This is a genomic window from Chitinophaga flava (assembly GCF_003308995.1).
GTDB lineage: Bacteria > Bacteroidota > Bacteroidia > Chitinophagales > Chitinophagaceae > Chitinophaga > Chitinophaga flava.
This window is the reverse complement of sequence record NZ_QFFJ01000002.1, coordinates 3,798,079-3,812,511: the sequence shown is the minus strand read 5'-3', so window position 1 is coordinate 3,812,511 and position 14,433 is coordinate 3,798,079. Positions and strand designations below refer to the sequence as shown.

At 46.1% G+C, this 14,433-nt stretch carries 9 protein-coding genes; 6 read left to right on the top strand and 3 right to left on the bottom strand.

Annotation, left to right across the window (positions count from 1 at the left end; all coding sequences use genetic code 11):
* The first annotated feature begins 372 nt into the window (after positions 1 to 372).
* Entirely contained in the window at positions 373 to 2,955 is a 2,583-nt protein-coding gene (gene gyrA / locus DF182_RS30275; protein WP_113619489.1) for a DNA gyrase subunit A, read from the top strand.
* Positions 2,956 to 3,121: 166 nt separating this feature from the next.
* Entirely contained in the window at positions 3,122 to 4,375 is a 1,254-nt protein-coding gene (locus DF182_RS30270) for a tetratricopeptide repeat protein (RefSeq protein ID WP_113619488.1), read from the top strand.
* 424 nt (positions 4,376 to 4,799) lie between these two features.
* On the opposite strand, the gene DF182_RS30265 is transcribed toward DF182_RS30270, so the two are convergent.
* The 3 genes from DF182_RS30265 to DF182_RS30255 all read right to left on the bottom strand — a co-directional run bounded on the left by DF182_RS30265 (position 4,800) and on the right by DF182_RS30255 (position 8,185).
* Positions 4,800 to 5,012 carry a hypothetical protein gene (locus tag DF182_RS30265; protein WP_113619487.1) on the bottom strand — a complete coding sequence of 71 codons (213 nt, stop codon included), beginning with the start codon at positions 5,010 to 5,012 and terminating at the stop codon, positions 4,800 to 4,802.
* A gap of 158 nt (positions 5,013 to 5,170) precedes the next feature.
* On the bottom strand, positions 5,171 to 7,366 hold the full coding sequence (locus DF182_RS30260) for a response regulator (protein WP_147243596.1): 2,196 nt from the start codon (positions 7,364 to 7,366) through the stop codon (positions 5,171 to 5,173).
* A 123-nt stretch (positions 7,367 to 7,489) separates the two neighbouring features.
* On the bottom strand, positions 7,490 to 8,185 hold the full coding sequence (locus DF182_RS30255; protein ID WP_113619485.1) for a LytR/AlgR family response regulator transcription factor: 696 nt from the start codon (positions 8,183 to 8,185) through the stop codon (positions 7,490 to 7,492).
* 103 nt (positions 8,186 to 8,288) lie between these two features.
* Between DF182_RS30255 and DF182_RS32210 the strand changes: the two genes are divergently transcribed.
* From DF182_RS32210 to DF182_RS30240, 4 genes are all read left to right on the top strand, one after another.
* A complete protein-coding gene (locus tag DF182_RS32210; protein ID WP_147243595.1) occupies positions 8,289 to 8,597 on the top strand; it encodes a DUF6660 family protein in 309 nt (102 codons plus the stop codon).
* Positions 8,598 to 8,695: 98 nt separating this feature from the next.
* Positions 8,696 to 11,827 carry an efflux RND transporter permease subunit gene (locus DF182_RS30245; RefSeq protein WP_211327252.1) on the top strand — a complete coding sequence of 1,044 codons (3,132 nt, stop codon included), beginning with the start codon at positions 8,696 to 8,698 and terminating at the stop codon, positions 11,825 to 11,827.
* The gene (locus tag DF182_RS32630; protein WP_211327251.1) at positions 11,824 to 13,059 is read left to right on the top strand and encodes a TolC family protein; all 1,236 of its coding nucleotides are present in this window, start codon (positions 11,824 to 11,826) and stop codon (positions 13,057 to 13,059) included. The genes DF182_RS30245 and DF182_RS32630 overlap by 4 nt, the downstream gene beginning before the upstream one ends.
* Before the next feature lie 12 nt (positions 13,060 to 13,071).
* Positions 13,072 to 14,256: an efflux RND transporter periplasmic adaptor subunit gene (locus DF182_RS30240; protein ID WP_113619483.1), complete on the top strand. Its 1,185-nt coding sequence runs from the start codon at positions 13,072 to 13,074 to the stop codon at positions 14,254 to 14,256.
* The last annotated feature ends 177 nt before the right edge of the window (positions 14,257 to 14,433 follow it).

The following is a 14,433-nucleotide window of genomic DNA, read 5'->3' as shown; positions in this document are numbered from 1 at the left end:
TACTTATGTTCGAACTGATAGTAAAATTCGGTGCATATCCCGCCCAATCTGTAACTTCAGGTGATTCGATGGATTGATTATCAGTCAATTAAAAACAAATTCTTTGCCAATATTTAAATTCTGATATATTTCCCTATTTATACATATTTTAGATAAAGTAAAATTAAACCATTACACGTATTAACGCAGAAAAGCAAAAAATGGTTGTTGGTTATAAAAAAAATCAGTCATATATCGATAGCGCTATATAATTGATTTAAACAATGATGTTTTTATTCACATTTCTGCAATTTTCGGCCGTAATAAGGGCTGAAATGGCTATATTTGCCTCTATCTGTTTTCAGCAGAAAAAACTGTAAATCAACACACAAAATGACAGAGCACACGGAAAATCAGCAGGAAGGGAGGATTGTTCAGATAAACATCGAGGAACAAATGAAGACGGCTTATATCGATTACTCCATGTCAGTAATCGTAGGTCGTGCCTTGCCCGATGTGAGAGATGGTTTAAAGCCTGTACACCGCCGCGTTTTATTCGGTATGAATGAGCTGGGCAACACCAGCAGCAAGCCATACAAGAAGTCAGCGCGTATTGTGGGTGAGGTAATGGGTAAGTACCACCCGCATGGTGACGCCTCTATCTACGACACCATTGTTAGGCTGGCCCAGCCCTGGAGCATGCGTTACCCCATGGTGGACGGTCAGGGTAACTTCGGATCGGTAGACGGCGATATGCCCGCTGCGATGCGTTACACCGAGATCCGTCTTCAGCGTATTGCAGAAGCTATGCTGGAGGACATCGAAAAAGAAACGGTAGATTTCACCAACAACTTCGATGACACCCTCGAAGAACCTACCGTATTACCTACCCGTATTCCCAACCTTCTTGTAAACGGTGCCTCCGGTATCGCGGTAGGGATGGCCACCAACATCATGCCTCATAACCTCAGCGAGGTGGTAGATGGTGCCGTAGCCTATATCGACAACAGAGACATTACCATTGAAGAACTCATCAAATACATCAAAGCCCCCGACTTCCCTACAGGAGGGGTGATATATGGTTTTGAAGGCGTTAAACAAGGCTTTGAAACCGGAAGAGGAAGAGTAGTGGTAAGAGGTAAGATCAACGCTGAAACGGCTAAAAACGGCCGCGAAAGACTGGTGATCTATGAACTGCCTTACCAGATCAATAAAGCTGTACTGCACCAGAAGATCGCTCAGCTGGTCAATGATAAAATCATCGAAGGCATCACCGATGTGCGCGACGAAAGTGACCGCGAAGGAATGCGCCTGGTAATCGATCTCAAAAAGGAAGCTATTTCCAACGTGATCATCAACCAGTTGTTTAAATATTCTGAACTCCAGACTTCCTACGGTATCAACAACGTTGCGCTGGTAAAAGGTCGTCCACGTATCCTCAATCTGAAGGATATGCTGGCCGAGTTCATCGACTTCCGTCATGAAGTAGTGGTGAGAAGGACCCGCTTCGATCTCCGTAAAGCAGAAGAAAAAGCACATATCCTCGCAGGTTACCTCATCGCACTGGACCACCTCGATCAAGTGATTGCCCTGATCCGTGCCTCTAATACACCAGATGTGGCCAGAGACGGACTCATGACCCAGTTTGGTCTTTCCGAGATCCAGGCTAAAGCCATCCTGGAACTTCGTCTGCAACGTCTTACCGGCATGGAACGCGATAAGATCCGCGCTGAGTACGACGAGATCATGAAACTGATCGCTTACCTGAAAGATGTACTGAATGATGAGGCACTGCGAATGAATATCATCAAGGAAGAACTGCTGGAAGTGAAAAAGAAATTCGGTGACGAACGTAAAACCGAAATCCAGTACCTGGCCAGCGAAATGAGGATCGAAGATATCATCGCAGAAGAAGACGTGGTAATCACCATCTCCCACCTGGGATATATCAAACGTACTTCTGCCTACGACTATCGTCAGCAGAAACGCGGCGGCCGCGGCGCCATCGGCGGCAAGACCCGTGATGAGGACTATATTGAACATCTGTTCGTTGCCTCTACCCACCACACCATGCTGTTCTTCACCGAAAAAGGACGTTGCTACTGGCTCAAAGTATATGAGATCCCTGAAGGTGAGAAAAGCGGTAAAGGACGTGCTATACAGAATATGATCCAGCTGCCGGCCGATGATAAGATCCGTGCGATCATCGATATCAAGGATCTGGGCGACAAGGATTTTATCAACAATCACTATATCATACTCTGCACCAAAAAAGGTATCATCAAAAAAACACTGTTGGAAGAGTTCTCCCGTCCTCGTCAGAACGGTGTAAACGCTATTACCATCAACGAAGGTGATCAGCTGCTGGAAGCAAAACTCACCACCGGCGACAGCCAGATCATGATGGCTATCCAGAGCGGCCGTGCTATCCGTTTCCCGGAAGCTACCGTGCGTGACACCGGTCGTGGTGCTATCGGTGTAAGAGGTATCGAAGTTGACAGCGAGAAAGATGAAGTGGTTGGTATGATTTGTGTTAACAAAGACGACGAATCACGGACAGTGCTGGTGGTATCTGAAAAAGGTTTCGGTAAAAGAACAAATATTGAAGAATACCGTATCACCAACAGAGGTGGTAAAGGGGTGAAAACCATCAATATCACAGAAAAAACCGGTAGCCTCATCGCCATCCTGGACGTAACAGAGAAACATGACCTGATGATCACCTGTAAGTCTGGTATCACCATTCGTATGGCGGTATCCGATATTCGTGAAGCTGGTCGTGCTACCCAGGGGGTACGCCTGATCCGCCTCGACGATGCAGATGAAATTGCAGCTGTAGCCCGCCTCGATGAACAGGAAGAAGAAGAAATTGTAGAAGGAATGGAAGGCGAAACCGGTACTGAAGCAAATGAAAGCACAGAAAGTGCAGCAGACCAGGAAACTGTAGCAGAAGGTCCTGATGCTCCGCAGGAATAGTCACAACAAACCTGAAAAATAACTGCTTTTAACAGGAGGCCTCCAAAGGGTCTCCTGTGCCAATAAAAAAATTACAGCCGGCTTTAGTGGTAACGATGAGCCTGATTGTATTTGACTATTGGGAGCACCATACTCTTATTGTAATCAGCAACTAAAAACTAGAGACATGAAAAAATTATTGGTATCTCTTCTCTTTTGTACGGCCAGCGCGTCGGTGATGGCCCAAAGGGCAAAAGTTAGCAGCGCAGATGAGAACCTGAAAAAACAAGATCTGGAGAAAGCCAAAGCGGATATCGATGCAGCGTTACAGAACGAAAAAACAAAGAACGATGCAAAGACCTGGCTGGTAAATGGTAAAATCCTCGAAGCGATGGGCACCAAACAAAAGAGTGCAGCACTCGCCCTCGAAGCTTATACCTCCTTCAAAAAAGCATTGGAGATAGATCCTAAAATGAAAGAAGCCATTCTTGAAATGAGCGGACCTATGTTCAACGTATACGCTACTATAGCCAACGCTGGTTACGGTTTCCTGAATGAACAGAAATGGGATTCTTCAGTAGTAGATTTCAAACATGCCTTCGAAATTGCTGACTACTATAACAGCAAAAACCTGGGTACTACCATCCCTACAGATACAGCACTCACTTTTTACACCGGTTATGCTGCAAACATGGCCAATAAAAAAGATGATGCATTAACCTTCCTGAAAAAAGCTGCCGACCTGCAGTTCAAAGGCGAACCTGCACTGTACGTTGTACTGGGTCAGCTGTATGAAGAAAAAGGTGACCAGGCCAACTGGCTCAAAACCATCGAACAAGGTAAAGCTTTATTCCCTAAGGATAAACGCTTCAACGATATGGAAATGGCCTTCTACAGCAAAACCGGTAAAACCAACGAGTTACTGTCTATGCTGGAAAAGAAAATGGCTGATAATCCAAATGACGAAGCAGCCATCCTGGATTACGCTATCCGCGTAGATAACCTGGCTAATCCCCGCGACGAAAAAGGTAACGACGCTCCTAAACCAGCTAACTACGAAGAACTGATCGGCAAAGCAGAAGGTGCTTACAAAAAAGTACTGACTTTAAACGCTAGCGATGCTACTGCTAACTTCCAGCTCGGTGCCCTGTACTTCAACAAGGCCGTTGTGTTCAACAAACAACTGAACGATCTGGACAGCAAACAACAGACTTCTTCCAAAGCAAAAGAACTGCAGGGTAAAGTAGAAGGTCTGATGAACCAGGCGTTGCCTTTCTTCGAGAAAGCTGATGCCAGCTTCACCGCTAAAGCCAGCAGCCTCGATGCCAGCGACAAACAGACTTATGAAAGCTGCCTGTACGCACTGCAGAAAATCTATGCTATCAAAAACCAGACTGCGAAAGTAGAAGAAGTGAAAAAGAAACTGGACGCACTGAAATAGTTAATAGCTAAATATTATAATTGAAAAAAATCCGCTCGTTAGTAGCGGATTTTTTTTTGCTCCCAGGGCTGAAGCCCTGGGCTATGCTTGTTTGAGGGGGCTTGCGTATATTAGAGTGCTTAAAATTTCGTAAAGAGTGTAAGGAATAAGATAGGCTTAGACATGAGGTGGCTTGCTTGTATTGGAGTGCTTAAGTTCTGTAAGGCTGCAGGAAAAATATAACCTGGAACTAGTGTACTGGGCTTGTTGGGTAAGTAATTTTTGCTTGTACAAGAGTATTTGATAACCGTATCCAATTCCGCAAGGCTACGATCAAATCAGAGGCCACAAACATAGCCCAGGGCTTTAGCCCTGGGATTATGGGAAAAAAAATAGCTCCGGGAATCCCGGAGCTATTTTAACTCAAACGCTGTATAATTGCGAATTATGCGGCTTTTTTAGCAGCTGGTTTAGCTTCAGCTTTTTTGTGAGCAGGAGCTTTTTTAGTTGTGTCAGCAGCTGGTTTAGCGGCTGGTTTAGCTTCTGCTTTAGTTTCAGTTTTAGCTTTTTCTTTCTTAGCTGGTTTAGCAGCAGGAGCTTGAGCGAAAGAAGCAGCAGAAATGCTCAGTACCAGGGCAGCAGCGATGATTTTTTTCATGATGATTGTCTTTTAAAAATGATTAATTAAAGATGTTGTTCAGTATTGTGATGTAAAAATAAGACGGGTTGTGCAGTGATCCGGGGAGGTTTCGGTGAACTGGTTATTAGTGTCGTTGAAAAAGGAAAAATAGACGGTCATGCAATCAGACCGCACTGTCAGATCGTGATATCGATAGCTTCCTGGATAGCCTGTAAACACAGCTGTTTCAGTGTATAGAACAACTCCTGCACAGTGGTGGCGTTGTAGGTGTTTTCATCTATCTGTTCCAGCTGTTCGAGGATAGGGTAGAGATGGGTTTCCAGCCCGGTAAATGACACGGTTGTTTTGAGATTATGGGCCGTGGCCCGAATGCTTACAGGATCGTTGATCATGATGGCATTTTTAAGCATGGAAAGGTCTTCGGGCAGCTGCGTAACAAACTGCTCCAGCATACTTTTTTCGAAGGCTTTATCACCTTTGGACAGCTCGCGGATGTATTGCATATTGAGCAGGTGAGTATGACCATTTTCGCCATTATATACTGGCGGTGGCGTTACTTCCCTGGCGGCAGATTTGCCGGTATATACCTGTACCATGCGATAGAGCATATTCTCATCGATGGGTTTGGAAATATAATCATTCATGCCCATCTGCAGGCATTTCTCCCTTTCTCCTTCCATCGCGTAAGCCGTCATTGCAATCACCGGGATATTGGAATGTAATTCCTTCCTGATTTTGGTAACGGTAGTATATCCGTCCATCTCCGGCATCTGGATATCCATCAGCACCAGGTCAAATACTTGTTTTTCGAGTGCCTGCAGGGCTTCCCGACCATTATTGACAACCCGGTATTGCAGTTGCCAGCTGCTGAGCAAATGACGCAGCAGGTTCTGGTTCATGCGGTTGTCTTCTGCCACCAGCAACCTGATATTGGGATGAATAGGAAGGTCGTTTTCAGCATATAAGTTATCCGTATCTTCCGGCATCATTTCTCCCAGCGTGTAAGGAAGTTCGACCTTAAAAGTAGACCCCTGGCCGGTTTTGCTTTCTACAGAGATGAAGCCGTTTTGCAGTTCTATGAGTTGTTTTACAATGGTAAGCCCCAGGCCTGTACCTCCGTATTTGCGGGTGGTGGAGACTTCTGCCTGGTTAAAGCGATCGAAGATACTGTCCAGTTGTTCTGCTTCTATACCGATACCGGTATCTCTAACGGTGAACAATAAACGAACATTTTTTTCTTCAGCCCATATCCTGGCCACTTGTATATTGACTTCCCCTTCCGGCGTGAATTTGATGGCATTGCTGGTAAGATTGACGAGTATTTGTGTCAACCGCATTACATCGCCGTAGAGAAGGTCGGATACTTCTTCATCGGCTTGTATGCTGAAGTGCAGGTGTTTTTCTTCTGCTTTGGCTCTGAATAGGGTATCAATGGAATGCAGTACGCCGCGCAAACTGAAGGAGGTTGCTTCAATGCGCATCATACCGGATTCTATTTTCGAAAGATCAAGTATGTCGTTGATAATTTCCAGCAGATTACGGCCAGCGCCGGCAATGGCGTTAACATATTCTTTGGATTTTTCGTTGAGAGGCTGGGCTTGCAGCAGGTGCGTAAAACCGAGTACGGCATTCATGGGTGTCCGTATTTCGTGGCTCATGTTAGCGAGAAACTGGTCTTTTACGGCAGCGAGATTTTTTTCCTGCCGCTGGGATTCGTCCAGGGCTTCTATGAGCTGTTCCTGGCGATGGATACGGCTGGTGATATACAGAAATGCCAGCAGGCTGGTAAGGCATGCAAACAATACCAGCACGGTGCCCCAGCTCTGAGCCTTTTGTCCGCTGGTATCAATGAGGCGGGTGGTCCTGTTTACTTCTGTCTGCCGTGTGGTGTCCAGCTGATGTAATATGTTGGTGATAGCTTCTCCCAGCCGTTTTCCCCGCTGATTGTTGATCATCTTCTCCGCGGCACTTTTACCACTGCTGTAGAAGGTGTCCAATACCAGCAGATTGTAGCTGTTTTTCTCATCTACCAGGTAATTGAGTTGGGTAAGCAGTTTTTCAGTACTGTCGTTTTTGACAATTTTATTGATCTCCTTCAGATCAGATTTGATGATGGCAATCTCCACTTCAATGCCAGTGACATGGTTGGTGTCCTGAGAAATCACAGCACCCCGTACTTTGCTGTCTGTCTTTGCCAGCGAAGTTTGCAGCTTCTGTATTTCATTCTTTACGTTGAGCTCCTGTAACAGTTGCTCGTTACCGGAAATAAGTTTGCGGATATTTTTAGCGGAGTTAAACTGCAGCACGACGAACAGGATCATACCTGTAATGAACAGGCCAAGCAGATAATATTTTATTCTTTTCGGCTGCATGACATTATTAACGCTGATGAAGGAAAGGCGGTTCAAAATACGATAATAAAGGTCAGTGGGTATAAATTATTGTTAAACGGGCGATAGGTATCGGTCAAAACGGAGAAATGGTCGTTAAGTCTGTTAAAGAAGATTTAATTTATTGTTAAGAGCGGCTTTATACGTATCGGCCACTGGTATAGCATTTTTTTGTATGATGATATTGCCGTCTTCTATGGCTTCTATTTTGTCGAGAGCCACGATGTAGGAGCGATGTACCCGCATGAACCTGCTGGATGGTAGTTTTTCTTCCAGGGCTTTCAGTGTGGTGTGTATGGCATGGAACTTCTGGGAGGTATAGAGTTTTACATAATCACCCATTGCTTCCATAAAGAGGATATCTTCAGTTCTGATTCTTTTGAGAACACCATTATCGCGGATAAAGACAAATTCAGTATCAGACACCTGGAGCTCCCGGCTATTGCTGTCAATGATTTCACGGGCTTTTTCGATAGCCTGGATAAAGCGGGCAGGGGTAACCGGCTTGATCAGATAATCGGCCACATTCAGTTCAAAAGCTTCTACAGCATAGTCTTTGTTGACCGTCGTAAAAATGATGACCGGTCTTTTTTTGCCCAGGTTGCGTGTCAGCTCGAGGCCGCTCATACCCGGCATCTCGATATCCAGCAGCAGGATATCGATTTTTTCTTTCTGGAGAAGGTTATAGGCTTCCATGGCGCTGGCGCATTCACCGGTCACTTGCAGCTGCTCTACATGGCTGGCCAGCTGTTTCATGGCACTGCGTGCCAGTTTATTATCATCTACGATCAGGCAATTCATGCAGCTAATTTAATAACAAATCATAATATACAAACATCACACTCGCAACGGAGATGCAGTTTTTCCTGTACCATTTTATTTTTTAATTTTTACATTTGCAGACATGAAATGGTTGATTTACATAATGAGCCTCTATATCCTGGTGTTGTCCTGCATCCCCTGCAACGACACTCAGGCTGTGGCCATGTACAACCATACCGAAGTTACAGCGACCCACGAACATAACCACGAAACGCAGGTGGATTTTTGTTCCCCTTTATGCGTATGCAGTTGTTGCAACGTACAGGTCACGCCAGCTACTTCGGTCATCCTTCCCTACCATATGCATCAGGTACAGGTAATTTTCCCTGTTTTACCGGTGACACCCCTTCCTTTATCGTCCAACACCATCTGGCAGCCACCCCGGTTGTAATCCTCTTTTTACAGGTGTTTTTGCTATGAGTTGAGGTTATGCCCTTTCCAGGTATAACTACAGCTTAAGGACCTCTTTTTATTTCATACCAACCCATTATGCTTGATAAGATCATTCGTTTCTCTATCAGAAACAAGCTTATTATCGGGATACTCACGCTCGCACTGACCGTTTGGGGTATCTTCTCACTGACACGGCTACCCGTAGATGCGGTGCCCGATATTACAAATAACCAGGTGCAGGTGATAACGCTGTCGCCTTCTCTGGCTGCACAGGAGGTGGAAAGGCTGATTACCTTCCCCATAGAACAGACCATGGCTGTTATTCCGGAGTTGAAGGAAGTACGCTCTATTTCCCGCTTTGGATTGTCTGTGGTCACTATTGTTTTTCATGATGATGTAGATATTTACTGGGCCCGCCAGCAGGTTAACGAGAAGCTGGGCGAGGCTAAAACCAATATACCACCGGGAATAGGCACACCGGAGATGTCGCCTATCTCCAGTGGCCTGGGTGAAATTTATCAATACGTAGTACACCCAGCCAAAGGATATGAACAAAAATATGATGCCAGGGAACTACGTACAATACAGGACTGGTACGTGCGGCGGCAGCTGCTTGGCACCCCGGGAATAGCAGAGGTAAACAGTTTCGGCGGTCAGCTTAAACAATACGAAGTGGCGCTCAATCCTGATAAGTTGCGCAGCTACAACCTCAGTATTGCAGATGTGTTTAATGCACTGCAGAAGAATAATGAAAATACCGGTGGTGCTTACATCGACAAAAAACCGAACGCTTATTTTATCAGAAGTGAAGGGTTGATTGGTACCATCGCGGATATAGAGCGTATTGTGGTCAGGAACATTCCGAACGGAATGCCGGTATTGATGCGCGATATTGCCACCGTGCAGATCGGCAGCGCCAACAGATATGGAGCCCTTACCCGCAACGCCGATGGCGAAGCAGTTGGTGGCATTGTGATGATGCTGAAGGGCAAAAACTCCAACGAAGTTGTAAAGGCAGTGAAAGTCAGGATAGATCAGATCCGTAAGACCTTACCGGAAGGAGTGGTGATAGAGCCATTTCTGGATCGGAGCGAGTTTGTAGGCAGAGCGATCGGCACGGTGGAAAAAAATCTTATAGAGGGGGCGTTGATCGTGATCTTTGTGCTGGTGCTTTTCCTGGGCAACATAAGAGCCGGCCTTATTGTGGCTTCTGTGATACCACTGGCCATGTTGTTTGCTATTGCCATGATGCATCTGTTTGGTGTATCCGGCAACCTGATGAGTCTGGGGGCAATAGACTTCGGCCTGATCGTGGACGGGGCGGTGATCATTGTGGAAGCCACCTTGCACCATCTGGGCACAAGAGTGACGGGCAATAATACTGTAAGGCTCAGTCGTGAGGAAATGGATGAGGAGGTATACACCTCCGCTATCCGTATCCGTAGCTCAGCCGCATTCGGAGAGATCATCATCCTGATTGTTTATCTGCCTATTCTGGCGTTGGTGGGCATAGAAGGCAAGATGTTCCGGCCAATGGCACAAACTGTTTCCTTCGCTATTCTGGGCGCCTTTATCCTGTCACTGACCTATGTGCCGATGATGTCTGCGCTTTTCCTGAGCCGTAAGATATCCGGAAAGCCTACCATTGCGGACCGTATTATGTCATTCTTTCATCGTATATACGATCCCGTTATTAAAGGTGCGCTGAAGGTGAAAGGCATGGTAGCGGGAGCTGCATTGCTGCTTTTTGTAACGGCGCTGATACTGTTTGGCCGTATGGGCGGAGAGTTTATTCCTACATTGGAAGAAGGTGACTTTGCCGTGGAAACAAGGCTTCTCACCGGTAGTTCCCTGTCGGAGACTATAGACAAAGTGAGCAAAGCTTCTGATATCCTGCTGAAAAAATTCCCGGAGGTAAAAGAAGTAATTGGTAAAATAGGCGCTGCTGAAATTCCTACAGACCCAATGCCTATGGAAGCCTGTGACCTTACCATCTTACTAAAACCCAAGAAAGAATGGACCAGCGCTTCTAATCGTGAAGAGTTGGCCAATAAAATGCAGGAAGCCCTGGAAGCAATACCTGGTGTAGCTTTTGGCTTCTCTCAACCGATACAGCTTCGTTTCAATGAACTGATCTCTGGGGTACGCCAGGATGTAGGCATTAAGATTTTCGGAGAAGACTTGTCTATACTGGCTTCTCTGGCGCAGAAGGTAGGTGGTATTGTTAACCATACCGAAGGAGCCCGGGACCTTTATGTAGAGCAGATCGGCGGGCTGCAGCAGATTGTAGTGTCTATTGACCGTAACCGTATTGCACAATACGGGCTGGATGTGGCGACTGTGAATCAGGCTATCAATACTGCTTTCGCCGGACAAAGTGCTGGTCTGGTATATGAAGGCGAAAAACGTTTTGACCTCGTAGTAAGACTGGATCGGCAAAGCCGTAAAGATATCCGGGACGTGCAGGAGCTTTATATCACTACTCCCTCCGGAAATCAGGTGCCTTTGCAGCAACTCGCTACCGTACAGATGGCTACCGGTCCCAACCAGGTACAGCGTGAAGATGCCAAACGTCGTATCATTGTTGGCTTCAACGTGAGAGGTCGTGATATCGCCAGCGTAGTTAAGGATATAGAAGCTGCTATCGAAAAAGAAGTGAAACTACCTACGGGGTACTTTATCCGCTATGGCGGGCAGTTTGAGAATCTTAAAGAAGCCAATGATCGTTTATCACTTGCAGTCCCGGCAGCCTTGTTGCTCATCTTTGCCTTGCTGTATTTTACTTTCAGTTCAGTCAAACAATCCCTGCTTATTTTCACTGCTATCCCTATGGCGGCCATTGGTGGCGTATTTGCGCTGATGTTGAGAGGTATGCCTTTCAGTATCTCTGCTGGTGTGGGTTTCATCGCCTTATTCGGGGTGGCTGTGCTCAATGGTATTGTTTTGATAGGAGAGTTTAACCGGTTGAAAAACGATGGTCTTACAGACCTCAATAATATTGTATTGAAAGGAACGGCCACCCGTTTACGGCCTGTATTGATGACGGCCATGGTGGCTTCGTTGGGCTTTTTGCCGATGGCACTGGCCACCAGCGCAGGAGCGGAAGTACAGCGTCCGCTGGCTACTGTGGTGATAGGAGGATTGGTAACATCTACACTGCTTACACTGCTGGTATTGCCCTGTCTGTACATCTATTCTGAAAAATTATTCAAAAAACGTAATTCATGAATTTCCGGATAATTATATACCTGTTATTTCCGATAACGGTATTTTCCCAATCGCAGCCACTGACGATGGAACAGGCGGTACAACTGGCGCTGGCACAGAATAAAGGGCTACAGTCTACCTCAGCTACTGTTGCTTTTTATAAAGATATGGCCCGTACCAATGCAGAGATACCGAAAACACAGTTGTCTATGCAATATGGGCAGAACAACAGCTATGTTGCAAATGACAATAATTTTAGTGTATCACAAACTATTCCTTTCCCCACGCTGTTTACAGCCAAAAAGCAGTTGAATGAAGCACAGACGGAAAAGGCCGTTTGGCAGAAAACGGCCACACAAAATGATCTGATCTTTCAGGTAAAACAGGTGTATGTTCAGTTATTATATCTCCGGGAGCAGCGGGTACTGCTGACAAGCCAGGACAGCCTGTTTACAAGTTTCTCCCGCAGTGCGGCGCTGCGATATAAAACAGGAGAGAGCCGTTTGATTGAAAAAACAGCGGCGGAAGTAAGGTTGCAGGAAGTGCGTAATCTGTTGCGGCAGAATGAAGCAGACGAACAGATCTTTCTGGCGCGCTTACAGGCGCTGTTGGGGAGTACAACACCGGTGAGCATTGCTGATGCGAGTATTCCGGCTGCTGCCGTGAATGTATTGGAGGATTCCACGGCCGTGGCCGACAATCCGCAACTGCATTTTGCGAAGCAGGATATTGATATTGCCGGCAAACAGAAAAAGGTAATCAGTGCTGGTATATTGCCGGACCTGACAGTCGGTTATTTTAATCAGTCGTTGATTGGGACTCCACTGAATGCATCCGGAGCGCCAGTGGCCACTGGCAGCAACCGCTTTCAGGGCGTCCAGATAGGGCTGGCATTGCCGCTGTGGCTGGGACCTATGAAGGCCAGGGTGAAGGCGGAGGAAAAACAGCAACAGGCAGCAGGTTTGTTTTATGACAATAGTGTTATACAGCTGAAAAGTCAATACCGGCAAGCTGTGCAGGAGTTCGTAAAATTGAAGAACAGCCTGGATTATTATTCGGCCACGGCTTTGCCCAATGCCGACCAGTTACAGCAGCAGACCGTCAAATCCTTTACCCTGGGGGATATCGGCTATGCTGAATATTTTCTGAACCTGGAAAAGGTTATGTCGGTACGGCAGGGATATCTGCAAACACGACATGACATCAAACAGTCTGAATTATATATTACCTACCTCAGTGGGCATCAACGTTAAAACTACCCTCATATGAAACGCAATAAATATCGTATATACGCTACCGTTATCATGCTGTTGTCCGGTCTGGTGCTGGCTTCCTGCGGGAACAAAAAAACAACTGCAGAAAAACCAACGGAGGAACATGAACACGAAGAAGCTCCCAATACTGTAACGCTGACGAATGAACAGTTCCAAACTGTAGGTATTGTTTTGGGTGCTCCGGAACAACGGGAAATCAGCAGTGCTGTAAAGGTGAATGGTTTACTGGATGTACCTCCGCAGCAGACAGTAAGCGTGTCTGTACCAATGGGTGGTTTTATCCGGCAAACCACTATGCTGCAGGGAATGCCTGTCAAAAAAGGTCAGGTACTGGCTACGCTGGAAAACATTGATTACATCCAGTTGCAACAGGATTACCTGGATGCCCGCAGCCAGCTGGAATACGCTGTTACGGAATATAACCGTCAACAGGAGCTTTCCCGCGAAAATGTGAATGCCTTGAAAACCGTACAACAGGCAAAGGCTACCTTCGAATCGCTGCAGGCAAAGGTGAAAGGTCTACGGGAAAAGCTATCTCTCATCAATATCAATATTGCAGGGCTGGAAAAAGGTAATATACAGCGGAGTGTAAACGTATACGCACCTATCAGTGGTTATGTAACCCAGGTGAATATTAACCTGGGACAGTTTGTGAATCCGGCAGATATCCTTTTCCGGATAGTGAATACCGAGCACCTGCATGCAGAGCTGACGGTGTTTGAAAAGGATATTCCCCGGCTGAAGATTGGCCAACCGGTACGTTTTACCCTGGCTAATGAAACAAAGCAGCGTAAAGCCACCGTGCATCTGATTGGACGGGAAATCAGTCCGGAACGTACTGTCAGGGTACATTGCCATCTGGATGAAGAAGATACTCAATTATTGCCTGGTACTTATTTGCAGGCAATGATCGAAGCCGGCGCGGGCAACGTACAGGCATTACCGGAAGCCGCCGTTGTGAATTTCGAAAATAAGGCCTACGTGTTCGTAAAAGACACTCCCGGTAAAGATAGTACCCATCATTTTAAAATGCTGGAAGTTCAGCCAGGCAGTAACGAACAAGGCTATACGGAAGTAAACTTCCCTCAGGGAAACATCCCTCAGGAAATTGTAATCAAAGGAGCATACGACCTGCTTGCCAAAATGAAGAACAGCGGCGAAGAACACGGACATTAAAACAATTACGAATTACCAATTGAAAAAAGGTGTATCAGGTATTGATACACCTTTTTTTTTGCCATCCCCCCATCTCCAATATCTTGTCTCCGAAGTCTGATTCAATACCTCCGTCGTCACTGCCTACAATTTAGCCCAGGACTTTAGTCCTGGGATGCATAATAATTATAAATAATT

Coding starts and splice junctions, on each gene's coding strand:
- gyrA (WP_113619489.1), top strand. CDS start 373: ATGACAGAGCACACGGAAAATCAGCAGGAAGGGAGGATTGTTCAGATA.
- DF182_RS30270 (WP_113619488.1), top strand. CDS start 3,122: ATGAAAAAATTATTGGTATCTCTTCTCTTTTGTACGGCCAGCGCGTCG.
- DF182_RS30265 (WP_113619487.1), bottom strand. CDS start 5,012: ATGAAAAAAATCATCGCTGCTGCCCTGGTACTGAGCATTTCTGCTGCT.
- DF182_RS30260 (WP_147243596.1), bottom strand. CDS start 7,366: ATGCAGCCGAAAAGAATAAAATATTATCTGCTTGGCCTGTTCATTACA.
- DF182_RS30255 (WP_113619485.1), bottom strand. CDS start 8,185: ATGAATTGCCTGATCGTAGATGATAATAAACTGGCACGCAGTGCCATG.
- DF182_RS32210 (WP_147243595.1), top strand. CDS start 8,289: ATGAAATGGTTGATTTACATAATGAGCCTCTATATCCTGGTGTTGTCC.
- DF182_RS30245 (WP_211327252.1), top strand. CDS start 8,696: ATGCTTGATAAGATCATTCGTTTCTCTATCAGAAACAAGCTTATTATC.
- DF182_RS32630 (WP_211327251.1), top strand. CDS start 11,824: ATGAATTTCCGGATAATTATATACCTGTTATTTCCGATAACGGTATTT.
- DF182_RS30240 (WP_113619483.1), top strand. CDS start 13,072: ATGAAACGCAATAAATATCGTATATACGCTACCGTTATCATGCTGTTG.